This is a genomic window from Candidatus Abyssobacteria bacterium SURF_5, from assembly GCA_003598085.1.
Classification (GTDB): Bacteria; Abyssobacteria; SURF-5; order SURF-5; family SURF-5; genus SURF-5.
In genome coordinates, this window is the sequence record QZKU01000048.1 from 1 (window position 1) to 24,716 (window position 24,716).

General features: G+C 53.7%; 19 protein-coding genes. 17 read left to right on the forward strand and 2 right to left on the reverse strand.

What is annotated here, in order from left to right:
- Window positions 1-136: 136 nt before the first annotated feature.
- From C4520_06605 to C4520_06660, 12 genes are all read left to right on the forward strand, one after another.
- Window positions 137-1,582 (forward strand): cobyrinate a,c-diamide synthase, encoded by a 1,446-nt coding sequence (locus tag C4520_06605; GenBank protein ID RJP23219.1) that lies wholly within the window; start codon window positions 137-139, stop codon window positions 1,580-1,582.
- Between the two features lie 15 nt (window positions 1,583-1,597).
- Window positions 1,598-2,461, forward strand: coding sequence for a nitrilase (locus C4520_06610; GenBank protein RJP23220.1), 864 nt, complete (start codon window positions 1,598-1,600; stop codon window positions 2,459-2,461).
- Between the two features lie 81 nt (window positions 2,462-2,542).
- Window positions 2,543-2,860, forward strand: a complete 318-nt coding sequence (gene tusE, locus C4520_06615) for a TusE/DsrC/DsvC family sulfur relay protein (protein ID RJP23221.1) — start codon at window positions 2,543-2,545, stop codon at window positions 2,858-2,860.
- Between the two features lie 354 nt (window positions 2,861-3,214).
- Entirely contained in the window at window positions 3,215-3,781 is a 567-nt protein-coding gene (locus C4520_06620; protein RJP23222.1) for a hypothetical protein, read from the forward strand.
- Window positions 3,778-4,815 (forward strand): menaquinol oxidoreductase, encoded by a 1,038-nt coding sequence (locus tag C4520_06625; protein RJP23223.1) that lies wholly within the window; start codon window positions 3,778-3,780, stop codon window positions 4,813-4,815. The genes C4520_06620 and C4520_06625 overlap by 4 nt, the downstream gene beginning before the upstream one ends.
- A gap of 2 nt (window positions 4,816-4,817) precedes the next feature.
- Window positions 4,818-6,446 carry a (Fe-S)-binding protein gene (locus C4520_06630; protein ID RJP23224.1) on the forward strand — a complete coding sequence of 543 codons (1,629 nt, stop codon included), beginning with the start codon at window positions 4,818-4,820 and terminating at the stop codon, window positions 6,444-6,446.
- On the forward strand, window positions 6,439-6,825 hold the full coding sequence (locus C4520_06635; GenBank protein ID RJP23225.1) for a cytochrome C: 387 nt from the start codon (window positions 6,439-6,441) through the stop codon (window positions 6,823-6,825). Before C4520_06630 ends, C4520_06635 begins: the two co-directional genes overlap by 8 nt.
- Window positions 6,822-7,595 carry a 4Fe-4S dicluster domain-containing protein gene (locus C4520_06640; protein RJP23226.1) on the forward strand — a complete coding sequence of 258 codons (774 nt, stop codon included), beginning with the start codon at window positions 6,822-6,824 and terminating at the stop codon, window positions 7,593-7,595. Before C4520_06635 ends, C4520_06640 begins: the two co-directional genes overlap by 4 nt.
- Before the next feature lie 7 nt (window positions 7,596-7,602).
- Window positions 7,603-8,757, forward strand: coding sequence for a menaquinol oxidoreductase (locus C4520_06645; GenBank protein ID RJP23227.1), 1,155 nt, complete (start codon window positions 7,603-7,605; stop codon window positions 8,755-8,757).
- 180 nt (window positions 8,758-8,937) lie between these two features.
- Window positions 8,938-9,930, forward strand: coding sequence for a protein kinase family protein (locus C4520_06650; protein RJP23228.1), 993 nt, complete (start codon window positions 8,938-8,940; stop codon window positions 9,928-9,930).
- Complete coding sequence (locus C4520_06655) at window positions 9,927-11,450, forward strand: HAMP domain-containing protein (protein RJP23229.1); 1,524 nt, start codon at window positions 9,927-9,929, stop codon at window positions 11,448-11,450. The genes C4520_06650 and C4520_06655 overlap by 4 nt, the downstream gene beginning before the upstream one ends.
- A gap of 7 nt (window positions 11,451-11,457) precedes the next feature.
- Window positions 11,458-12,243 carry a response regulator gene (locus C4520_06660; protein RJP23230.1) on the forward strand — a complete coding sequence of 262 codons (786 nt, stop codon included), beginning with the start codon at window positions 11,458-11,460 and terminating at the stop codon, window positions 12,241-12,243.
- A gap of 16 nt (window positions 12,244-12,259) precedes the next feature.
- On the opposite strand, the gene C4520_06665 is transcribed toward C4520_06660, so the two are convergent.
- Window positions 12,260-14,629 carry a spermidine synthase gene (locus C4520_06665; GenBank protein ID RJP23231.1) on the reverse strand — a complete coding sequence of 790 codons (2,370 nt, stop codon included), beginning with the start codon at window positions 14,627-14,629 and terminating at the stop codon, window positions 12,260-12,262.
- Between the two features lie 269 nt (window positions 14,630-14,898).
- On the reverse strand, window positions 14,899-16,482 hold the full coding sequence (locus C4520_06670; GenBank protein RJP23232.1) for a radical SAM protein: 1,584 nt from the start codon (window positions 16,480-16,482) through the stop codon (window positions 14,899-14,901).
- A gap of 448 nt (window positions 16,483-16,930) precedes the next feature.
- Here C4520_06670 and C4520_06675 point away from each other — a divergent pair, with 448 nt between their 5' ends.
- The 5 genes from C4520_06675 (at window position 16,931) to C4520_06695 (ending at window position 24,704) form a co-directional block, all read left to right on the forward strand.
- On the forward strand, window positions 16,931-19,285 hold the full coding sequence (locus C4520_06675; GenBank protein ID RJP23233.1) for a hypothetical protein: 2,355 nt from the start codon (window positions 16,931-16,933) through the stop codon (window positions 19,283-19,285).
- Complete coding sequence (locus tag C4520_06680) at window positions 19,282-21,384, forward strand: hypothetical protein (protein ID RJP23234.1); 2,103 nt, start codon at window positions 19,282-19,284, stop codon at window positions 21,382-21,384. The genes C4520_06675 and C4520_06680 overlap by 4 nt, the downstream gene beginning before the upstream one ends.
- Before the next feature lie 152 nt (window positions 21,385-21,536).
- Window positions 21,537-22,730: a glycosyltransferase gene (locus C4520_06685; GenBank protein RJP23235.1), complete on the forward strand. Its 1,194-nt coding sequence runs from the start codon at window positions 21,537-21,539 to the stop codon at window positions 22,728-22,730.
- 140 nt (window positions 22,731-22,870) lie between these two features.
- Window positions 22,871-23,932, forward strand: a complete 1,062-nt coding sequence (locus tag C4520_06690; GenBank protein ID RJP23236.1) for a radical SAM protein — start codon at window positions 22,871-22,873, stop codon at window positions 23,930-23,932.
- Window positions 23,697-24,704, forward strand: coding sequence for a class I SAM-dependent methyltransferase (locus C4520_06695; protein ID RJP23252.1), 1,008 nt, complete (start codon window positions 23,697-23,699; stop codon window positions 24,702-24,704). Before C4520_06690 ends, C4520_06695 begins: the two co-directional genes overlap by 236 nt.
- Window positions 24,705-24,716: the final 12 nt, after the last annotated feature.

A 24,716-nucleotide genomic window follows, 5' to 3' on the forward strand; every position in this document is an offset into this window, starting at 1 on the left:
GGACTACTGGTCGAGCGGAAGCACGACCTATATCGTCCTTGCCGGCTTTACACCCGGATCGGGCGAAACGCCTCCGGAAGAGTGAGAACCCTCTTCCCAGTTCCCCGTTAGCTGGTAAGACGAGTTGAAAACTGCCATGGTTTCGTTTGAAACAAATATAACGTGCCCCCGCGTTGTAATAAGCGGGTTGAGCGGTGGGTCGGGCAAAACTGTTATTGCTCTCGGCCTCATTGAACTATGTCGGCGGAAGGGCCTTGTGGTAGCGCCGTTCAAAAAGGGGCCCGACTATATCGACGTTGCGTGGCACGCTCTGTCGGCCGGCCGCCCCAGTTATAACTTGGACACCTTCTTAATGGATTCTGAGGATATCCTTCTTAAGGTTGAGGCGCGTACTCGCCTCGCGGATATCGCTATTATCGAAGGGAACCGGGGCCTGTTTGACGGGATGGATGCCAGCGGAACTCACAGCACGGCCGAGCTCGCGAAACTGATCGGCGCCCCCGTCCTTTTGGTGTTGAATTGCACCAAGATCACGCGAACGGTTGCGGCGATCGTGCTGGGATGCAAACTGATGGATACGCAGGTGAATCTGGCGGGCGTAATCCTCAATCAGGTGGCTAATATCCGGCAGGAATCGCTTATTCGAGCCGCCGTCGAACAGGAAACGGGAATACCTGTTGTTGGGGCGATCCCTCGAATCAAGGATTTTTCGCTCTCGGAGCGTCATCTCGGTCTGTTGCCGCCCGAGGAACATCCTCTCGCAAAAATGACGCTCGAGCGGCTTCATGACGTAATTGCGCCGAATCTTGATTCGGATGCCGTATTTCGAATTGCAACGTCGTCGCTGCCGCTTGCAATTCCGGCCCTGAGGAGCAACGGCTGCGGAGGCGCTGTTGAAGGGGCGCCACGCATCGGGGTGTTCAGAGATTCGGCATTTACCTTTTACTATCCGGAAAACCTTGAGGCACTCGAGCGTTGTGGAGCGCGGCTGGTTGAGATCAGTGGGCTCCATGACAGAAAACTGCCGCAGGTTGATGCTATATATATCGGTGGTGGGTTCCCTGAGACCCACGCACGCGAGCTGGCTCAAAATGAGTCGTTGCGGGCGGCGGTCAAGCAGGAGGTTGAAAACGGGTTGCCGGTTTATGCCGAGTGCGGCGGCTTGATCTATCTGGGAGAGACGCTTGAATTCGGCGGTGAAACGTATCCCATGGCAGGCGTTTTTCCGGTTGGATTCAGCATAAAGCGCAAGCCCCAGGGGCATGGATATGTTGTCGTTGAAATCGACAAACCGAATCCGTATTTTTCAGTGGGAACAATCCTTCGAGGGCACGAATTCCATTATGCAGCCGTGCAGAAATATGATCCAGCCGAGGTGGGAACGATTTTCCAGGTGAAACGCGGCTATGGCTTCGACTGCGGTCGCGACGGCCTGCTTTACAAGAATGTCCTCGCTTCCTTCTGCCATATCCATGCGACGGGTGAGAAGAAATGGGCCGAGGCCGTGGTTCGACTGGCTGCGCGCAGGATGCTGAGCGGCGGCCGCTTGGAAAATACGATGGAGGTAAATCGCGCTTTCTGAGGAATTGGCTGGAGAATGAACGACCTGCGCATTGCAGCGGTTGTTATGCAGTCCGGGTTCGGAGAAGTTGATGCAAACCTGGAAAAGATGAGACAGTTCGTGAGACAGGCATCGGCATGTGACGCCGATCTTGTCTGTTTTCCAGAAATGAACATTACCGGATATGCATTGACGAAGAAAATGGAGCAATATGCCGAGCCGATCCCGGGGCCAAGCACTCGACAAGTGCAGCGGATGGCCAGAGAATTCGGGATCGTCATCCTCGCCGGCTTGCCCGAGAAGACGGCGCGGGGATCTGTCGCGATCACGCAGGTTGTCGTGACACCGAATGGCCGTATGGGGAAGTACTGTAAACTTCATCTTTCGCGGGGCGAGCGGAAGTTTTTTGAGGGTGGCAACCGGATTCCGACATTCAGGCTCGGCAGGACCACTTTCGGGGTGCAGTTATGTTACGATGCGCATTTCCCGGAACTCAGCACACTGCTTGCGTTGAAGGGGGCGGAGGTCCTGTTTGTGCCGCATGCGTCGCCGCCTCCGGAATCGCCCGATCAGAAGCGCGGCCGGTGGCTGCGTTACCTTGCGGCCCGGGCATACGATAACAGCGTGTATCTGGTTGCCTGTAACCAGACTGGAGACGGCGGCGCAGGCATTAAATTCACCGGTGTCGCGCTGGTGCTGGACCCGCGCGGGGAAGTCCTGGGAGAGACTTCGGGCGAGGAAGAAAGAATGCTGATTGCGGACCTCAAAGCTGACGCTCTGGCAAAAGTGCGCAAGGCGAGAGTCGGCTTTTTCCTGGCCAATCGCAGGCCGGAACTGTATGAGGGGCTTTCCGCTCACGCTATCAGGAAAATGGTCTGGAGAAAAGGGAGAAAAGTGTAGGGTGAAGGCAATTACGGACTGATATGGGATATTTTTCCCATGAGGCAATGAAGGTGCTCATTTTCAGAAAGGAAAGAGAGAATGGGATCAATCGTATTAGCGGGGAAAACATTTGACGTCGACGAAGATGGATTTCTTCAGAACCCGGAGCTGTGGGATGACGAGGTCGCCGCAGCTTTCGCACCCACTGAGGGAATTCAGGCTATGACGGACGAACATTGGAAAGTAGTCCATTACATCCGCGACTACTACCTGAAATTCGGGGTTGCCCCTATGATTCGCAAGCTCTGCAAGGAGACCGGCTGCAATTTGAAGAAGATTTACGAGTTGTTCCCGTCAGGGCCGGCGAAAGGCGCTTGCAAGATTGCAGGTCTTCCCAAGCCGACGGGTTGCGTATAGGCGAAAGACTTATTGCTGGGATGCCGCGTTTCGAACAAGCGCGGTATCCCGGTGGTGCACCATCTTCCGCATGCCCCTTCTCTCCGGTGGCCAAGTTGCATACGGAGCAGCTCATCGGCTGCTGATTCATGATAACCCGGGAAGGGGTTATGCGGCGCCCCAAAGATGGAAAGGCGGCAGCTTCTGCGGCAGCCTTCGCAAAAGAGGTATCCTTATTGGGAGGTATTCCAGCCAAAAGGAATTTTTCATCCCTTTAGGGGCAATTTGTACGACACGTTACTGCCGTGGTAACACACTGCGCGAAATACCAGTGGGAGGATTCTATGCCCCTGGTCGCAGCCGGTGACACATTTTATGGATCTGAGAACGCTCCTCACGGAGAAACGCTCTGAAATCGTCGCAAAGTGGGCGCGACTGGTTTTTGAGACATATGCGCCGGAGACGTCTCGTTTTCTGAAAGGAGAAAAAGACCGGTTCGCTAACCCCGTGGGCGATGCTCTTACGCGGGGAGTGGAAGCGGTATACGATTATCTCCTAAGCGGAACTGATTCGGAGCAAGTATTACGGCATCTGGATGACATCATTCGGATAAAGGCGGTTCAGGATTTTACCCCGGCCGAGGCGCTTGATTTTCTCTTCAGATTGAAAGCGGTTGTGAGAGAGGAAGCAGATCCTTTTCTCCGGGAGAACGCGCTTTCCGTGCGGGAGTTGCTTGAATTTGAAACCAGGCTGGACAATCTGGCTCTTCAGGGATTTACGCTCTTTATGAAGTGTCGGGAGAAAATTTACGATCTGAAAGCAAGCCAGGTGAAGGACCGGACGTTTCGGCTGTTGAAAAGAGCGAATCTTGTCGTGGAGATCCCCGACCCCGAGGAGGGTCCCGGCGACGTGGAGAATATAAAGCGAGGTAAGGGTTCATGAAAATCTTCCTTCCCCTCATCGCGGTTTTGGCGCTGGTAGGTATTGCACTCGCGGGGGTGGAACTGGCGAATCTGCAAGTATTTTTCGGGATTGTCATTCCCTATGCGGCGCTCGCCGTCTTTCTCGGCGGACTCGTATATCGGGTCTTGAAATGGGCGCGCTCGCCTGTTCCTTTCCGCATCACACTGTCGTGTGGTCAACAGAAAACGCATCCGTGGATAAAGTCGAGCACCCTTGATAATCCGCACTCAACCGCAGGAGTCATCGGGCGGATGGCGCTTGAAATTCTTTTCTTCAGGTCGCTGTTCAGAAACACTCGGCTCGAGCTCAGGAAAGGGCCAAAGCTTTCCTATGAATGGGAGAAGTGGCTGTGGCTGGCGGCGCTCGCCTTCCACTACGCGTTCCTGATGATCCTTCTCAGGCATTTGCGCTTTTTTACCGTGCCGGTGCCCTTCTTCGTTAATGCGCTGGATCAGTTGGACGGATTCTTCCAGATCAGTGTGCCCGCACTGTATTTGAGTGATATCATTCTCGTGGCTGCGGCCACCTATCTGTTCCTGCGAAGAATCGTCATACCGCAGATCAAGTATATTTCGCTGCCGGCGGATTACTTCCCCCTGTTTCTGATTCTTGGGCTGGCGACTTCCGGCATCTTGATGCGCTATTTGCTGAGAGTGGATGTTGAAGCGATCAAGGAGCTCACGATAGGACTGGCTGCATTCAGACCGGTTGTTCCCGCCGGAATCGGTTCGCTGTTCTACGTTCATCTGTTTCTCGTCAGCGTGCTGTTTGCATATTTCCCTTTCAGCAAGCTGATGCATTTGGGGGGCATCTTCCTGAGCCCGACCCGGAACCTGGCGAACAATAACCGCATGCGCAGGCATATCAATCCCTGGAATTATCCTGTCAAGGTTCACACTTATGATGAGTATGAGGAAGAGTTCAGGGACAAGATGCAGGCTGCCGGACTGCCTCTGGAAAGAGAGGCTTCCGGTGATTTGAAACCGGCCGGGCTGCCTTTGGAAAAGGAGTGACAATGTCAGATATTCCAGAAAGCATTCCAAAACCGGAACAGCTGGGAGTGATCGATCAGCAGTTGCCTCGCAGCGACTGGATGGATACGCCTGTTGTATTCAAACACGGCAGCTACTGCTACAGCGCAAAATCCAAATTCATGAGCTATCTGGACCTGCCGAACCCGCGGGACTGGTCGCCGATGGATAAGGATTGGAAACTGCCGAATGACTGGCAAAGGATTATCCACGAGGGCCTTCGCGAGAGACTGTCCAAGTATCGTTCGCTCAAGGTGTTCATGGACATCTGCGTAAGGTGCGGCGCGTGTGCCGATAAATGTCACTTCTTCATCGGTTCAGGCGACCCCAAGAACATGCCGGTCCTCAGGGCCGAGCTTCTGAGGTCCGTCTATCGAAAAGATTTCACTACCGCCGGAAAGATTCTCGGGAAGATTGCGGGCGCACGGGAACTGACGGTGGACGTGCTGAAGGAATGGTACTACTACTTCTATCAGTGCACGGAATGCCGCCGCTGCTCTGTTTTCTGCCCATACGGGATCGATACCGCCGAGATCACCATGCTCGCGCGCGAGCTGCTGAATCTGGTCGGCCTGAACATCGGGTGGACGATCGAGCCGTGCGCCAACTGCTTCCGCACCGGCAATCATCTTGGCATCCAGCCGCACGGATTCGCAGACAGTATTGAGTTTGCCGTTGACGAGCTCGAGGAGATCACTGGGATTCGGGTCGACGCCCCGATAAACAAGAAGGGCGCGGAGATCCTCTTTATCACGCCCTCAGCCGATTATTTTGCCTCTCCGCATTATTACACGCTGCTGGGGTATCTCGCCCTGTTCCACGAGATCGGACTCGACTACACGTGGAGCACGTTTGCCTCCGAGGGCGGCAACTTCGGCTTGTTCACCTCGCACGAGATGATCAAGCGCTTGAACGCAAAAATGTATGCAGAGGCGAAGCGACTGGGCGTGAAATGGATTCTGGGCGGAGAGTGCGGCCACATGTGGAGGGTCGTGCACCAGTACATGGATACGATGAACGGCCCGGCCGATTTCCTCCAGGAGCCGGTTTCGCCTATTACCGGGACGAGGTTCGAGAATGCGCGGTCCACGAAAATGGTCCACATTACGGAATTCACGTCGGACCTGATCCGGAATAACAAACTGAAACTCGATCCCAGCCGGAACAATCACTGGAGAGCCACATTCCACGATTCCTGCAATCCGGCCCGAGCGCTCGGCCTGTTCGAGGAGCCAAGATACGTTATCCGCAACGTCTGCAACAACTTCTTCGAGATGCCCGACAATACCATCCGCGAACAAACCTTCTGCTGCGGCAGCGGCGCGGGTCTGGGCAACGATGAAAACATGGAGATGCGCCTGCGGGGCGGGCTTCCGCGCGCGAACGCCGTCAGGCACGTGCACGAGAAGCACGGCGTCAATATTCTGCTCTGCATGTGCGCCATCGATAAAGCGACCCTGCCGCCGTTGATGGAGTATTGGGTGCCAGGAGTCGAGGTGGGCGGTATTCATGAGCTGGTGGCAAATGCGCTGGTGTTAACGGGCGAAAAGGAGAGGACGACCGACGTACGCGGCGAGCCCCTCATGAAGGAGGAGGACACGAAGGATGTATGACGGCGGAAAAATCATTGCCGGGTTGGTCATCTTCCTCGGTGTGGTGACTTTCCCGTTCTGGTACACTCAAGCAAATGAAGAAGCCATTGAGAAACCGCAGTTATTGCTTCCGGCAGACGAGACCGAATGCGTGGAACCCACCGCTTACATGCGGGCATCTCACATGCAGATGCTCAACGAATGGAGAGACTTCGTCGTTCGGGAGGGACAGGCGACGTACCTGTCCAGCACCGGAAAGATGTACGAGATGAGCCTCACCCGCACCTGCATGAAGTGCCACACGAGCCGGCAGGAGTTCTGCAACAAGTGTCATGCGTATTCCGGCGTGAGCACTCCGTACTGCTGGGATTGTCATGTTGAGCCGAAGGAGAGTGCCTGATGAAGAGCCGAAGGAGCTTTCTGAAGATATCCGGGGCCTGCCTTCTCGGGTTGGGAGTGAAACCCGTGCTCAATGCCTTCGCGCAGGCGGAGCGGATGGAGATCGCGCCGAATCCGAACGCGCTTCGCGCCGGGCGCTGGGCTCTGGTGGTCGATATCACAAAGTGCCGGGACGATTGCACCGACTGCATAAACGCCTGCAATCGCGCTCACAATATTCCCGATCTTGGAAGAACGAAAGAGGAAGTGAAATGGATATGGAATGAATCCTACGAGCACGCTTTCCCGGGCGTTGAGCACGAGTTCGTCGAGGAGCGCGTCAAGCATCAGCCGTTCATGGTGCTGTGCAACCATTGCGATAATCCGCCGTGCGTGCGCGTGTGCCCGGTTCAGGCCACCTGGAAGCGCGAGGACGGCATCGTAATGATGGACTTCCATCGCTGTATCGGGTGCAGGTGTTGTATGGCCGCGTGCCCGTATGGATCGAGGAGCTTCAACTGGACCGATCCGCGCCCGTATATTCCCGAGGGGAGGATGAATCCGGACTTCCCGACGAGAACCAAGGGAGTTGTCGAGAAATGCAATTTCTGCGTCGAGAGGCTCGCAAAGGGACTTCAGCCGGCATGCGTCGAAAGCTGCAGCTCGGGCGTGCTCACCTTCGGAGATCTGGATGATCCCAATTCTGAGGTGAGGAAAGTCCTTGGAGAGCGTTACTCCATTCAGCGCAAACCCGAGCTTGGAACCAGGCCGAGAGTGTACTATATCCTGTGAGGGAGCCATGTTGGAAAAAGCTTTTTACGGAAGTCGAAGTTATTACGCGTGGATTCTGTTCTTGCTCATTGTAATCGGGGCGGGCGCCGGCTGCTACGCATATCAGTTGGTTGACGGCCTTCGCATCACCGGCATGGGCAGAGACATCTCGTGGGGGCTGTACATCGCCCAACTCACCTTCCTGGTTGGCGTGGCGGCGTCGGCGGTGATGGTCGTCATTCCGTATTATCTGCATAATTACAAAGCATTCGGCAAGATCACCGTTCTGGGAGAATTTCTGGCGGTTTCGGCCGTCACCATGTGCGGGCTCTTTGTTATCGTCGACCTCGGCACGCCGGCGCGCGCCTTCAACCTGATCCTGTATCCGACCCCCAACTCGATCCTGTTCTGGGATATGATCGTGTTGAATATGTATCTTGTGCTCAACATCGTGATCGCCTGGAACGTTCTTTCGGCGGAGCGCAAGTCGACGCCGCCTCCCGGATGGGTGAAGCCGCTCATCTACCTGTCGATCCCCTGGGCCGTGAGCATTCACACCGTGACCGCTTTTCTCTATGCGGGTCTTCCGGGAAGGCATCTGTGGCTGACCGCAATTTTGGCCGTCCGCTTCCTGGGATCGGCATTTGCCGCAGGTCCTTCGCTCCTCATACTCCTGTGTCTGCTCGTGAGGAAGGTGAGCAAGTTCGATCCGGGCCGCGAGGCCATCCAGAGCCTGGCAAAGATCGTGACGTACGCGCTTATCGCCAGCATATTCTTTGTCGGACTCGAATTCTTTACCGCATACTACAGTCAGGTTCCCGGCCATATACACAGCCTCGAGTACCTGTACTTCGGTCTTGAGGGCCACGCGAAGCTGGTCCCCTGGATGAGGATCTCGGCGCTGCTCGCGATTGTCGCGCTTGTTTTCCTCGTGAATCCTGCAACGCGGCGGAATGAGAAAACGCTGGCTGTCGCTGCCGCACTCACCTTCATTTCGCTCTGGATCGAGAAAGGGCTTGGCTTGGTACTGGCCGGCTTCATTCCCAACCCATTCGAGCATATTACCGAATATTCGCCGACGGCGCCGGAACTCATGATCACGTTCGCTATCTATGCAATTGGATTGCTGATCCTGACGGTGCTGTATAAGGTGGCCATCTCCGTAAAGGAAGAAGCCGCTTAAGCTGAAAGGAATTGGCCCCGCCTGTTTTTTCGCAACCGGCGGGGCTTTCTCTTTGTTTGCTGGGGGTCCCAAGCAACCGCTGGCAACCGCACATACTTTTAAATGCTGTGATATAATCCATTTTGAGAAGGAAACGCTCGATCGGCCTTTTAGGGGACATCTGTGAGCGCCAGGAGTCGGATGGGTAAGGTTCTCGGTGAAAAATCTCGAGATTGGCTGTGCCGGCGCGCCGCCGAGTTTTCAAGCATTCCGGTGGAAGACCTGAAGGTTGTCAGCGACACAACCGAATTCATGAATATCCACCGGGGACACATCCTCGAATTGGACGGGCGGCATTTCCTGGTGACAGGCTACATCTACGAGGCTCGCTTCGGTCTCAGTGACGAGCCGAAATACTGGGTGAAAAAGGCGATAGATCTGGAAGCGGGGAGCCAGCAGATCGTCAAGCTTTCGCACCGTGAGGAGTTTCACATGCGTATCGGCCGCCTCAGGATTCGCTGCTACCGGAATCCGCACAAGGAAGCGCAGGTGCTTGAACTTGTCCGCGGGAACCCCAACTTCATGCAGGGGTATTCTCTGTTCGACGGGCGCGGGAACGAGGTGAGAGTGGTCGATATTATCCGCGGGAAAAGCATTTACGACGTCATCTTGAACATGAATACGACTCATGAGGAATACTTCTATGGCCCGTTTCCCGGAATTCTCAGAAAAGTCGCGGGCTGCATCGCATCTCTGCAGTTCCTGCACGATCACAATCTTTGCCACGGCGATATCCGGAACGACCATATCCTGATCGAGCAGGACACCGGGTTGTACCGGTGGATCGATTTCGACCTGACTCAGGATTTCTCCGACCTCGATATCTGGAGCGTCGGCAATATCCTGCAATTCTGTGTGGGAATGGGGATGAAGACGTTCCGGGAAGTTCTCCAATCAGATGATTATCCGGCATCTGTAAAAAATGATCTGTGCGCCGATGACGCCTCGGCCTTTTACGAGCACAGGATCATGAACCTGCAGAAACTTTTCCCATATATTCCCGACAGCCTTAACGACATCCTGCTTCACTTCGCAGTGAATACCAACCGATTTTACACCTCGATTTCTCAGATCGTTTCGGATATCGACGCTACGCTCGAGGAAATGTCCTCTCCGACGGATACCAGGCCATGAAACTGCTGAAGCTGAAGAAGAGAATCGGAATCGGTGTCCGCCTGGCTATTATGGTGGCGGTGCTGATCGTGCTTTCCACCGGTTCCTTTGCATTCTTCAGCCTGATGAAGCAGCGCAGCGAAGCGATGGAACTGTTTGTCCACAACTCGATCAATATGTGCCGGTCACTCGAGCGCATCCTGCGGTTCAGCATGCTCGAAAACCGTCGCGACGAGATACAAGCGGCAATCCAGCAGATCGCCAAAGAAGACGATATCGACGGCGTGACGCTGGTGAGCCATCGCGGAGATATTGTTTACGGGGATGCGTTACAGGACCCCGAAAAAGTGACTATCGGGGACAACCGCTGTTCCGGCTGCCACGGCAACGGCTCGGAGCAGCCGCTTCCGCGGCTGGCTGAGCCGGCAGAGGTTCGGCTGCTGCATGATGCGAAGGTGGCGGAAGTGAGCCTGCCGATCTATAATGATCCGGCCTGCGCGAATGCGGCCTGTCATGCTCATACGCCGGCCGAAAGCGTGTTGGGCATCATGCAAATGAACATTTCCTATGCGCAAACAAACGAGATGTTGAACCGCTCGTATTTTCAGCTCATGGCGCTTTCCATCGTGATCGCCCTGGTCACTTCGCTCATCGTCATGGCGCTCATCCGGCGCTGGGTGTCCAACCCGGTGAAGGACCTGCTCGACGGCACCCGCCGTGTTGCCGAAGGCGAGATCGGCCATATCATTCCGGTCGGCGAGGCCGAGCTCGGCGGGCTGGCGCGTGCTTTCAACAAGATGCAGGAGAAACTGCTCTCCAGCCAGCGACAACTTGTCACCGCCGAGAAGCTCGCGTCGATTGGAAAACTCGCTGCGTCGGTCGCGCACGAGATCAACAATCCCTTGACCGGCATCTTGACGTTTGCGGAGGATCTGGCGGAGAATGCCGATCACAGCGATCCGCGCCGGTCCGATTTCGAAGTGATCCGGCGGCAGGCCGTCCGCTGCCGGGAGATCGTTCGGCAGTTGCTGGATTTCTCGCGCCAGGAGAAACCGAATCTGCGGCCGGTGAATGTCAACGAGGTCCTGGTGCATACGATCGAGTTTATCTCCAAACAGGCGATCTTCAGGAACATCGTGATCACGACTGACCTTGAGAACGATCTGCCTCCGGTGATCGCGGACCCGATTCAGATAGAGCAGGTGATGCTCGATCTGCTTGTGAATGCCGCTGAGGCCATGTCCGACGGCGGAAACATATTCATTTCTTCGCTGTCGCATCAACGTTCGCATGAGGTCGAGGTGGTCGTGCGGGATACCGGGCCGGGCATTGCGGAGGAGAATCTTCCGAGAATATTCGAGCCCTTTTTCTCCACGAAGGGCGGCAAATCAATGGGAATCGGCCTCGCAGTCAGTTGGAACATAATTAATCAACATGGCGGCAGGCTCGAGGTCGAGTCGAAGCTGGGTGAGGGAGTCACTTTCCACATCATGATGCCTTGGGGAAAGGCGGCGCCGGCCTCGGCCGACGCGGTCGTATGAGACGGAGATGCGTATGGCTGAACGCGTGAAAGTGCTCGTCGTTGACGATGAAGAGATCGTTCTTCAAAGCGTGCGGAAAGTGCTGAAGTCGGATGAGGAGCATGAGTTCGTGATAGATTCGGTGCTCTCGCCGGATGAGGGACTGCGCCTGCTGGATGCAGGGAAGTATGATGTTGTGGTGACCGACCTGATGATGCCGGGAATCGACGGCCTCCAGCTTATCGACCGCGTTCGGCAGGTCGACCGCGACGCGCGGATCATCATGATCACCGGCTATGCCACGATGCGAACCGCCCTGCAGGCATTGCGCAAGGGCGCATTCGATTACATCGCGAAGCCGTTCACGAAAGAGGAGCTGCGGACCGTTGTGAAGAACGCGGCACAAGTGAAGAAGGTGTCTGAGGGCGCCGAAGAACCGGTCGAGGTCGCGGCCACCGACGAGATTCGCAGCTTCTTCAACCAGACCTACGCGCGGATGCTTCCCGATGGCACCATGTATTTCGGCGTTGAACCCGGTTTTCTTGCCACGATTGGCGCGCCGTTGAGCATCGAGATATCAAAAATCGGGGAGACCGTTCCCCAAGGGTTGCCCTTTGCCACCATAACCGGCTCGAATATGCGCGTGTTCAATCTGCGCGCTCCGTTCAGCGCGAGAATCGTCGAAATCAATGAAAAGGCTGTGCGAGATTTCTCGATCGTCCGCGAGGACCCTCGCGGCGAGGGCTGGCTGCTGCATGTGATCCCGACGGATTTCCAGAATGAGTTGGAAAATATCACGCCGCTTCAAGAATAAGAATCAATGGCAGGGTCTACCGCCCATAGATCAGCGACATGCTCATGATCTCGTCGTACGGCTTGACGTGAAACAGCGGAAATTCGATCAAGGGGAGATCATCGGTTAATACCGGTGCGCCCTGCACATAGTATTTCGCGGAATCCTCATCGAGCAGGAGCAGCGAGAACATGTCTTTTGCGCCGGGCGCTTCCTTCATGTACAGAGAGAGGTCGTCCCTGACTTCCGGCCTGAGGAAGTAGGCGGCAAAAGCGCCTCTGTCGATATCAAGCCTTTCCGGCGTCGCCAGCAGATAAGTGCCCAGCCGGTTGACCGATCCCCAGACCGACGTGTGCGGGAACACCTCCATGAACGTCCGCACCAGCATCTTGTATTGCGCCTCCGTGGATGCCGGTATTGGAATCCATTGGCAGACGATGCCGCCAGGCGACAGCCGCCGCTTGCACAATTCATAGAACTCCTTGGTATACAGATTGACCGTGCCCGCGCTGTAGGGCGGCGGCGGCGGGTCTATGGTGATAAGATCATATTTCTTGTCTGAAAGCAAAAGGTAGTTGCGCCCGTCGGCAATGATTCCGCGCGCGCCGGGTTCGGTCAGCATCGATGGGTCTTCCTGATAATATTGAAAGGAGTCCACGACGTCCGGACACAACTCGACGAAATCGACGTCCATGCCCGCGTGTCTGGCCGAAACGAACGTCGTCCCCATCCCGAAACATATGATCAGGACTTTCTTCGGATTCTGCATCATCGCGAGCGGGAGGTGCGCCATCAACTGCGTCTCGGCGTGGCGATACGTCATCGAGATGCCGTTGACCGTCAGCAGGCGCGTGCCTTCTTCATCCTCCGCAACGGCGACGGCGGCCGTGGCATCCTCATTAAACGCGATTACCTTCCAATCTCGATTCGTTCGCTGTTGCATCAGGCGGACCGAAAGCGTCTCCATCAGATCGTTGCCGATGGGAAAACCGGCCATGGGAAGGACAACGAGAACGGCGGCCGCATAATTCAACGCGCCGGATTCGCGCTCCCTGACCGCGAGAAACAGCAGACCGAGTCCGCAGCAGATGCTCAACAGGATGAGCGCAAGCATGCTGTTCTTGGAGCCGAACAGCGGGATCAGGATGAATCCGGCAATGAATGAGCCGATGATTGCCCCGACCGTGTTGACGGCGTATACCGTACCCGTCTGTCTTCCGAGCGTGCCGAGCCGCCGCGCATAAATCTTCACCACGAGCGGAAACACCGCCCCCATCAAGAGGGTCGGTGGCAAGACGACAATTGCGGTGCTGAAGAAGTTGATGGCGATGAAGGCGACGGGATTGGACTTCAGCGAATAGGGGCTGAACGGCAGCCGCTGGAAAAGCACGAGGCCGGCGAGCACGGTCAGACCGATGAGTATCTCAAGCCATCCGAAAACCGTCAGCGGTTTCTTTATGCCATCTACATGTCGTGAGAAAAGGAAGCTTCCGCCGGTGATGCCCAGCAGATACACCGTGAGAATCATGGAAAAAGAGTAGATGGAGCTTCCGAGCAAAAACACCAGGATTCGTGACCATAAGACCTCGTATGCCAGCGCCGCCATCCCGGAAAGGCCGAAGATCAGGAGAATAAGCCGCAGGTTTGCCGGATGATACGTGCTGTCTTCGGCTTCGCGGGCCGGGAGCTCTTCAGGATCGTCTGCGGGAAGGTTCGGGCCGATCATGTAATATATTATCAGGGCCGCTATTCCGATCAGGATATTTATGGAGACGGCGAGCCATTCCGAGCGGCTGACCCCGATCCATCCCAATAAGACGAAGCCGGCGAGGAAACATCCTGAGAGCGCGCCCAAAGTGTTGACGGCGTACAAAGAGCCGACTGCGGCGCCTGACCGGTCCATCTGTTTCACGATGAACTTCGAGAGTACCGGCAACGTAGCTCCCATCATGGTTGTGGGGACGATGAGGACTCCGGCCGACATGAGAAATTTCGCGAGGCTCATCAGATAGGGGGACGCTTCCATCGTCTGGTAAAGGAACCGGTAAGCCGGGTTCAGTGCCGAGAGCGCGAACGGGAGCAGCAATGCGCAAATACCGATCCCGATTTCAAAAAAAGCATAGACGCGGAGCGGGTCTCGCCTTTTATCTATCCGGCTGCCGACGAGGATGCTGCCGAGGGCCAGGCCGCCCATAAACGCAACGAGCACCGTGCTGATGGAATAGACGGTGATCCCGAAAATGAGCGTGAGCCTGCGCGTCCATACGATCTCGTAAATCAGCGCCGACATCCCGGACAAGAAGAAGAGTACGTAGTAGATGCTGCCTTTGATGGAATCGCGGGAGTGGACGAGGAGAACGCTATCAGCAGGTTTCTCGCAGAGTTGCGATGAACTTCCTTCCATCATAAATCCTTTTGAGAACGTCTGTGTTCAACTCGACCTCCCGCCACCTGCGAAAGGGACATGAAAATGTAGAAACTCCGCATCATTTTATGCGATACACCATAATAAAGTCAAACCCGCGCATGAGGCGAAATCAGGAGAATGCGGTCTCTTTGAGATTTAAATATTGGAGCGTGGTGCAGGAAAATCCCGGATGCTCAATGAGGGCGAAATTTTGATGGGCGGTGAAAGTTGGGCTAATCATGATTCCGGAGAGCATGATTGACGTATCGTTATGTCGCAGCCTTGTCGCTCTTTTCCGGTGTCGCTTCTGCACGACGTTCAAGAGAAGCTCTTGAAAAACCTAATAATCCCAGTATCTTCCGGAGCCTGCGCTTGAAAGTTCTGAAGCTGGAAAAATCTCGGAGTGTTGACCGGATGAACGGGAAGGTGAAGAAATACTTCGGATTGAAAACAAATGCCGTTATCAGGGCCGTAAGGTAAATACCTGTTTTGGCTCTGAGAAGACTGTGTCCGCTCAAGGTTGGACCGTCAATCAGCGGCCTCATTTCGGCGATGACGAGATAGTCCGTTGCCTGCAGAGGATGAGCTATGAAGCCATTAGTAAGAGCATGTTCATACATTTCAGTGCCTGGCATCGGCATCGCGATGTTTAGCTGAGGCAGCATCCCGATCTTTGCCAGTTTGAGCGCCATTTTCCAGGTCGCCCACAGGGTTTGCTTTGTCTCGGGAGGGATGCCGAGAATAAAGAACCCGCTTACCGGAATGCCCTTCCTGCGAACGCGCCGAACGCTTTCGACAACTCCTTTCAACTTCAGCCGTTTCTTTATCACGCTATCGAGAAACTCCTGGTCCCCATGCTCGATGGCGACCGTCACTTCCGAGCAATTGGCCCGCGCCAGCGCATCAACGAGTTCCTGAGGTATCCTGTCGGCTCTGATTCCATTTGGAAGCGAGAAGGTCGCCTCCGGAAGGCGTTGGGCTATTAGCTCGCATATTTGAACTGCCCTCTTGATATCAAACGTGAAATTGCTGTCTTCGATCGTAAAGACGCTTATCCCATAATTCTCGTGTAACTGTTCCATTTCAGCGACTATATGCTGAGGCGGTCTGCCGCGCCATTTTCTGCCTTCCAGAAGATGAACGCTGCAGAAATTGCATCTGTATGGGCATCCTCGACTTGTCAGGATCGGCGCCCAGCGGCGGCCATGTCCTCCCCGCACCGTAGTGTCCAGTGCGGCCGCCTCAAAATAACGCTCCATTGGAAGCAGATGGTATGCAGGCACTAATGACGTCAACTCGAATGCCCTCGCAAGAGGATTGCTGCAGACTTTCCCATTTGCTTTCCACAAGAGTGAGCCGACTTCAGAAAGGGGTCGCGTTCCTCCCAGTGCTTCACATAACTCAACTGCCGGTATTTCTCCCTCACCACGCACAACAAAATCCACTGCCTCTTCCGAAATGGCCTCCTGCGGAACACTTGAAGGGTGCACGCCCCCCATCACCACAGGGACTTTGGGCAATACGCGTTTCGCCAGGCGAGCGACTCGAAGAGCGCTTGGAAACTGAGGAGTCGAGGAGTTTGAGATTCCGATAAGATCGGGGCGGAAATCATTGAATATTTCTACTACTGCTTCTTCGGGCATTCCCTCATCGCTCAGATCGGGATGCACGCTCGAAGGCAGTAACGTGCTCCATCCTTCGGCTGCAATATCCAGCAAGCGGACCTCGCGACCTGCTTGCTCAAGCGCAGCGGCCACATACCCGATTCCCAGCGGCGGTATCACTGTAAAATATGCCGACATGCGTGGCGAAACAATCATCCATGGCCGTATCAAGAGCACTTTTTGAGTCATGTTCGAGAGGTCTTACTGGGGAGCGTTAAGATATAAGCTTGCAAGGCCTTTTCGTGTATGCGAATGGTTGTTATTTTTTCCCGGCGGCTATTCCTCAGTCTCCGGATATTCTATTCAAGAATGCAGTTAAAGTCAACCGTGCCCTCTTCGCTTCGATGCGAGAATCAGCTAGTGACGACGAGCCGGCTGCTTGACTTTTTCTCTGCGAACTCTGTATAGTTAAATCAAATTGTGATAAAGCTTTAAAGAGCAGAGCGGGTGAAATTGTCCGAGCGCCGAAGTTACATTTTTTTCTTTACTGCGAGTGTCGTATCTTTCCCAACCTCCTGTCGAAATAATCCGCCATCCTCCAGAAAACCAGGAGTATTTCCTCGTCTCTTTTGCTTTGCTTCAGTCCTCTGTTGGCGGGCTGAATTCCCTTTGTTCAAAAGCGGGAACAATTGGTTCAATGAGAAAAGCTGAACATTATTTGCCGCCTCTGGTGCTGATCTGCGTGCTCTTTCTTTTTTGGCTTTTCAACTATGGGCCGCTGCAGTTGACGACTCGCTCGGTGGAGGATTGCGGGCTGTGGGCCCATAACATGTACAACTACTACCTGCCGGAGTACGATTATGTCTTCCGGCGGTTGGCGAGTGGGAGATTCCCCTTGTGGAACTCGTTTCAGGGGTGCGGGTTTCCGACGCTGGCGGGTTTGCAGGGAGGGGCGCTCTATCCTCCCAACGTGCTGTTCCTGCTCATGTCCGCGGAAGCGGCGATAAGCTATTCCACGTTGTTTCACCTCTGCCTGGCCGCGGTCTTTCTCTACCTTTTCGTCAAACGCATTTTTCCCGATGCTCATTTTGCCGGAGCGCTGGTCGCGGCCCTCGCTTTTGTCTTCAACCCGAGGATGTATGAATTTGTCCTGTTCCCCGGAAACTTCATGACGATATGCTGGCTGCCCGCCGGAATGTATTTCTCCGAGAGGATTGTGGAGAAACCGACGCTTGCCCGAGTCGGCTGGCTGGCCCTCTCGGTTTCAATGATCTTCCTGGCAGGCTTCGCACAGGCGACGGCGTATGTTTACGAAGTTATGGCGGCATTTCTTCTCTTTCGCCTGCTGCAGCACAACTGGAAAGACAAGAATCCGAGGGCGACGCTCAAGGTTTTGGCGATGTTGCTTTTGGCCGGAGTAACGGCGGCAATGCTTGCGGGGCCGCAACTTCTACCGACTTATGAGCTCGTCGGTCTCAGCGCGCGCTCGCTCGGGACGCTCACACCGCAGATGTCCGAGGTGTACGGTCCCCAAGCCAACGCTTTTCTTCCGTGGCTGAAGGGAATGGTCGATTATTCCGGAGCCTTTACGTTGGTTGACGGCCGCAATCCGATCCCGCCGTGGTCTCTCTTTCTTATTGTGGTTCCGCTTGCATTCCTTCGGAAGCAGGATCGGGGCATATCCCTCTTTTTCCTGTTGATTGGACTTCTTTCTTTCGTTCTCTCCTTGGGCACAAATGCACCTTTTTACCGATTTTATTGGGATTATTTCCCCTCCGGAAACTGGTTCACCACTCCCATTCGTTTACGGATTCTTTTCTATTTCAGCTTGTCGTTGTTGGCTGGAGCCGGCTTGAGCGCGGCGATTGATTCCGAGGTCGCGGGAAAATTAAAGCGTCTCGACGTGCTTCGACTGTGTGGGCTCCTTATAATAATCTCAGCGGTCTTCGCCGGCGCCGGTATCTTTTTGGTGAAGGATTGGTTCTTTCTTGTTCTCGGGTTGATTGTCATTCACCTTGCGCTCATCTCAGCGCTTATCATGGCCACGAGAAACGGAAGGAGATTTGAGCGGAAATATCTGACGCTCTTGCTCATTCTTGTTATTCTCGGAGAAAGCGGATTCTGGTACAGGAACCTGCTGCCGTTTCCAATGAAGGTGAAGCCCAAAGAAAAGCTGTATAACCGGGCCGTTGCCGCAGTTTTATCTCCCGCAGGGCGCGCGCACATAGAGAACGGCTGGGGGATGGGGTTTTACGGTTCGCCGGAAGTTCCCGAGAAATTCGGATCGCTCTTTGAACGGCCCGTCACCACCAATTGGGAGCCGCTGAGCCTGCGGCATTACCAGGAATTCTGCAATTATCTGACCGGCAGGAACTGGTATTACGGGAGGTTTCAACTTGCCGGACGCCCTTTTAATGAAAAGATGTTCGACATGCTTTCCGCAAGGTATATTGTCTTTTCCGATGGGGCCGCCGATTGGATCGAAGGGCGCCTTCGAAAAGATCCAATAGAGCCGCGGTATCGCCTGGTAAAGGATTTGGGAGCAGCAAAAGTTTATGAAAACCTGCGCGCGCTCGAAATCGCCGGTTTCGCGCCTCAGTGGGATTTAATAAATGGCCCGGCCGACCTTCTGAGCAAAGTCGAGGGGGCGGATTTCAATGCGAGCTCGACTGTGTTTCTGCAAGAAAGGCCCAGTGGCGGAACGGAACAGAAGCTGATTGATGTCGCTCTTCCAGGAAATGATCCCATACGGTCGGTGAAACTTGATCATGAGAATATCGAAATTGATGTCGAGGCCCCTCAGGCCGGGATCGTATGGGTCTCGGATTGCCATTATCCCGGCTGGCAGGCATGGGTCGACGGAACCAAGTCGGACGTGCTGCGCGTGAATCATGCTTTCAAGGGGGTGTTCGTCGAAGCCGGGCCCCACAAGATCAGAATAAAGTTCATGCCGGCAAGCTTTCGCTGGGGGATCGGGCTTGGCATTGCTGGCTTGATACTGTTAGTTGCCGAGCTGCTCTGGGGCCGATTGAAACAAAGGGGTCGGGCATGAAGGCAGAGATCTCGCCCAATTCTCTCACGTTGAGATCATCCAGCTTCTTAAAGCGCCACATCCATCTCCTTGTAATCATCGCATCGAGTCTGCTATTTTATCTCACAATCTCGATGATCGATCTCGATTTTTACCGCGCTTTTGCCGATCTCGGCTCTCATATGTACGTCTTCGAAAGGGTGCTGATGGGAGATGTTCCATATCGCGATCTCTGGCAGAATGACACCCCTGGCCTCTTTTATGCCGGAGCGATTGCACTCAAACTGTTTGGAATGAATCTCTATTCAATGAAGCTTCTCCTTGCGCTGGTACTGACGCTTTCCACAGCTATCCTGTTTCTGATTGCAAAGAAAATTATGCCTGTACCTTTCGCCATGGCTGTCGCGTTTGTGTCAGTTCTCTGGGGAAATCTAATCCTGAACATTCCATACGGCGGGTGGTTTTCAAACTGTTTTGGACTGCTTGCTCTGCTGGCGTTTCTCGAGTACCAGGAAACGATGAAAAACAACACGTTGTTGCTCCTTCTTTGCGGGGCGGCCTTGGGTATGGCTTTCACTTTCAGACAACATATAGGACTGTTCTATCTTATTGCGGTGGCGCTTTTGGTCGCCATAGCCGTTTTGTTCTTTGAGAATTGGCAGGTTGAAGCCAAACCACGGTCCGGTTACTTCAAATTGCTTGTGTTCCTCTCGTATGCAGTACTTTTTGTCATTAGCGCCGTTCTCATGCCGCTTGTTTTTCTCAGGCGAACAATGGCAACAACTGAAGGCCTCTCAATAAAAAATTTTCTTGTCTTCTTCTTGCCCGTCTTCGCTTTCAACCTGCTGATTATCATGATTTTTCTTCGGCGGATCGAAAGAGATGATACAACTACCGATTACCGCCGGTTATTCATGCTCCTCCTTAAACGGGAAGCGGGGCTGGGCATAGGCTTTTTAGTTCCGATTCTCCCATGGTATATTCATTTTTCGACGATAATTGGATGGAAGACTTTCTTTCAGATAATCACGATCACACATCCGGAGCAGCAAAGTTTTCAGCAGGGCTATTTCCAGGCTCTTCGACTGCCTTCTTTATCAGCTCACTCTGTTTTGCTTGCCGCAGTGATGTGCGCGTTGTGCGGTGCAGTCATACTTCTTCTCATTTTCAGTGGTTCACGAAGGATGCTCTGTGCCAGCATCATAGCTGTCGCCTCGCTCCTCGTCATGTCTTACCTCATGTTTTTTCCGCTGGATTCGGGTTTCGTGCCTATGTATTATCTGCCGGTCGCTTTGGAAGCTGTCCTGTTCCCCATTATTTACAGGAGGATGTATTTCCAGGGCGACTTGCTCAACGAAAAAGAAGCGGCGGGCATTCTCGCGATTGCGGTTTATGGCGCTTTCAGTTACCTGAGCCTGATAATCCTCGTGGACAGGTATCATTACCAGATGCTGATATTCCCATGGCTTGCGGCTGCGGGATATCTGCTGTATATCGTGCACCATAAATCTTCATGCTCTTTCAGGAATGCCGGTTATCTTGGAAAGACAAGACAACTGGCAATACTGACGGCAGCATCCTTGCCGCTGCTTCTCCTCGTTGTCGGAAAACCTCTCGCAATAGTCATGGATCAATACCAATCGAATAAAGCTTATTCGAAAAGCGCGTTTCCTGCAGGCGGTAATGTCGTTTTCGGAAAGATGGAGATCGAGCGTGGCGGCATCTATATTAATGCTGCATTTCTCGAAGATATTGAGACGGTGGTTAGCTATCTGCGGGAGAATGCGGCACAAGGGGATTATCTTTTTGGCGGTCCCGCGATCAATATGTTCAATTTCCTCACCGGAATGCCTTTCCCCTCGAGGCACCGCTATTTTATTTTCGACGCCGTCTCCTCTCGACAGCAGTATGAGATGGCGGCTGCCTTGATTGAAAAGAAACCGAAGTACTACATTTACGACCATTATTATGATACAAATCCCGATCCGGTCATAGCTTTGGAGTTTTTCCGACAATTCCCGCCGATCGGCGAGTATGTATCGAGCAACTACACGTTCGACTATAAAATTGGGCGGTTTTATTTGTATAAGCGGAAGGACGCCTTAAAGCCGTCGATGTAGCTGGGCAAACGGCAAAACGGTGGCCGAAACCTCTTTGTTGAGCGACGCCTGAAGCGCCCTTTTAGCTTCTTTCTTGGGCAGTACTATGATACAATAGAAACTCGGAAGTTGCGATTTAGGATGGATATTCGGCTGAATACGACGGTGTAGGCATGTGGTTGCTTGAACTGCTTTTCTTCGGGCTCACCCTTTTTATCGGCTGGATGATGTTCGGCTACTTCCTGTTTATCGCCTTCAAGGGACTCTTTCAGAACAGGAAGGAGCCGGCATTTCCTGAATCCTGGCCGATGATATCGGTCATCGTTCCCTGTTTCAACGAGCAGAGCCAAATTCTGGACAAACTTAACGATTTAAGGGCTCTCGACTATCCGTCCGATTGCCTCGAGGTGGTATTCGCCGACGGCGGCTCGACCGACGAAACCCTTGCTATATTGGAAAACGCTCTCAATCAGGAAGAGCCTTTCCGGGTCATCCGGTGCCCTCGCAAGGGCAAAATCAATCAAATCAACTTCGCGCTGCCGCAACTGCGCGGCGATCTCGTCATCAATACCGACGTAGACGCCCGCCTGAGCTCGGATGCACTGAAATGGATAGTTGCCGAGTTCGAAGCTTCGCCCGACATCCGTGTGGTCGGGGCCTATTCACACCCCCTCGACACGCTTGATCTTGAACATTATTATTGGGATGCCCAAAACAAAGGGCGCTTCCTCGAAAGCGAAGTGTGGACTGCGTCAATTGTCATCGCACAATGCTATGGGTTCCGGCGGAGCTTGTTGTCGGCCTTCCCCGAAGATGTCGTCGCCGATGATATTTACATCGCCTATCTGGCAAATACTCTTGGTTACAGAACCGTTTATTCGCGGCACGCGATTTCCCGGGAGACACGAAGCCCGCAAACGTATGCCGAATTCCTTCAGCACAAATTCCGCAAAGGCAATGCCTTCTTGCGGGAATCCCTGCGTTTCCTGTATCGACTGCCGGAAATGGATACCTTTTGCAAGCTGATGCACGGCACCCGTATCGCTCAGCAACTGCTTTTGCCATGGATGCTCCTGGTGTGGGCATTAGTCGCCGGCTCACTGTTGACTCTCTTTCGGGTCGATCTCGTTTTCTTCGCCATTCTCTTCCTCCTGCTCCTCCTCCTTCTGACCAACCGGGTTTTCGCTTCGGTCAAACTCCCCGGTGACCCACGCCATTATTCTTTTTCCGCTGTTCTTAAGAGTTTTCTCATGACACTGCTGCTGTTGCTGATGACAGGGTTAAGCTATCCTTTTTTCCGGCAGAGCAGCTCATATGCCCGTTTGCCAGCCGGAATGACCGCCTCCGACAAGCCGGAAACAGTGTGATGCCGAACTCGAAGCTTTCGTCATTCTCATACATGTTCGCGGCTTTCATGCGCCGGGATTTCCACAAGCTAAATAGAGCGCGGCAAAGCCGCAACCGACATGTTGGAACACGAATTAGATGTATTTGACAAATTAGACGAATGAATACCCAAAAATACCTCATGAACTTCAAGTACGCCTTCCGGCCTCATAAGCCGGTAATGATGGCGCGGCTTGCCCTGACTTTTTTCAAAATCCTGATCTTGAAGAAGAGCCCGCTTCGGTATGTGGATTTCAATATCACCGATAAATGCAACCTCACGTGCAAGCACTGCTTTGCCACCGCCTTCACCTCCAGCGACCGCCGAAAAATGGAGCTTGACGATTATCGCCGGGTCATGAAGGAGGCTAACGAACTGGGCGCGGTCAACTTTTCTTTTCAGGGCGGGGAGCCGTTGCTCTTTCCGCAATTGGAGGATTTGATCCGGGCGGCAATGCCCTATAAAAACGTCATCTCCGTTACTACTAATGGGACGCTGCTTACGCCCGAGCGGGCTCGGTCGCTCAGAAGATTAGGCGTCGACATTTTCACCATCAGCCTCGACAGCATGCAGGCTGAAGATCACGACAGTATCAGAAACAAGAAGGGAACCTTCGAGAAAACGATGAGGGGGATCGAGGCGGCACTTGCCAACGGATGCAATGTAACCGTTGGCACCGTCCTTTCCCATCAGAATATCAGATCGGAAGGAATCGAGGAGCTCTTCGAGTGGGTGTGCAGAAGAAAGCTCACCCTTTGCCTTTCGCTAGCGGTTCCGGTCGGCGAGTGGGCGGGAAGCCCTGATGTGGTATTGACGGAAGACGACCTGGAATATCTCGAAAATCTTCAAAAGAAGTATCCGTATGTGCGCACTGATTTCGAGGCCAATTATCTGAAGTGGGGCTGCGGCGCGATCAAGGAAATCCTTTACATAACCCCTTACGGAGATGTGCTTCCCTGTCCTTATATTCATATTTCGTTCGGGAATGTTTTTGAGAATAGTCTCGATGAAATCAGAACGATCGCCCTGCAGAACCCTTACTTTGCCGATTATTGGCAGAAATGCTTGTGTGCAACGGATAAAGATTTCATTCAACAGTTTCTCGCAAAAATTAGCAAGCATGAGGCGGCCCTGCCGGTTGGACATAAGGATGTCTTCAAACAAGAACCGCCACGACCATAAGCAGGTTGCGGAAGCCAACAGGAATCTTTACAATATTTCGCCCGAGGTATCAATTGATTTTCAGCAATTCGCAGATATCCCCTACGTGGCCTCTCGAGTTGCCACAACCATCGAAGACTGCTTCACCCGTTTACCAGCGCACCACTCCGTTCGCGTCCTGGATATTGGCACCGGAATAGGTCACCTGCTGGCTCATATCATGAGTCATGCCCTGGCGCAAAACATTTTCGCTATTGACATCGCGGAAAGGAACATCGAGGTCGCAAGACAACGCTATCCGGGCGTCACCTTTTACATCGGCGACTTTCTGTCTGACTTCCCGCTTCCTGATAAAGTCGAGTTGATAACGGCGTACAGCGTCTTACACCATTTCGCTGATTGGGCGGCATTCCTAAATAAGGCGGATCGATTGCTGAATGCCGGCGGCATCCTCTACCTGGATCACGAGCCTCTAGACAGCTTGCTTGCGCGGGCGTACATATCTCTTGCGCGCATCAAGAACCGTCGCCACCGCGACCTTCTCCTCGCGGAATATCACCAGTTCCATGGATATCTCGATTTGTTCGAGGTGAGTCGTCATCTGAAGGCGATGAATTATCAGGTCGACCTCTACTTCACGAACCTGTCTCTTATCGGCGACATTATAAAGAAGACGGGCATAAATCTCTCATCGATTATTGTTCAAGAGATGCTGGTAAATAGTAAACGTAAGAGAATCCTGAAACAGGCGTTTCTGTCATACAAAATTATAGCTCAGAAGCTGGATGCCTGAGAGCGCGAAGAG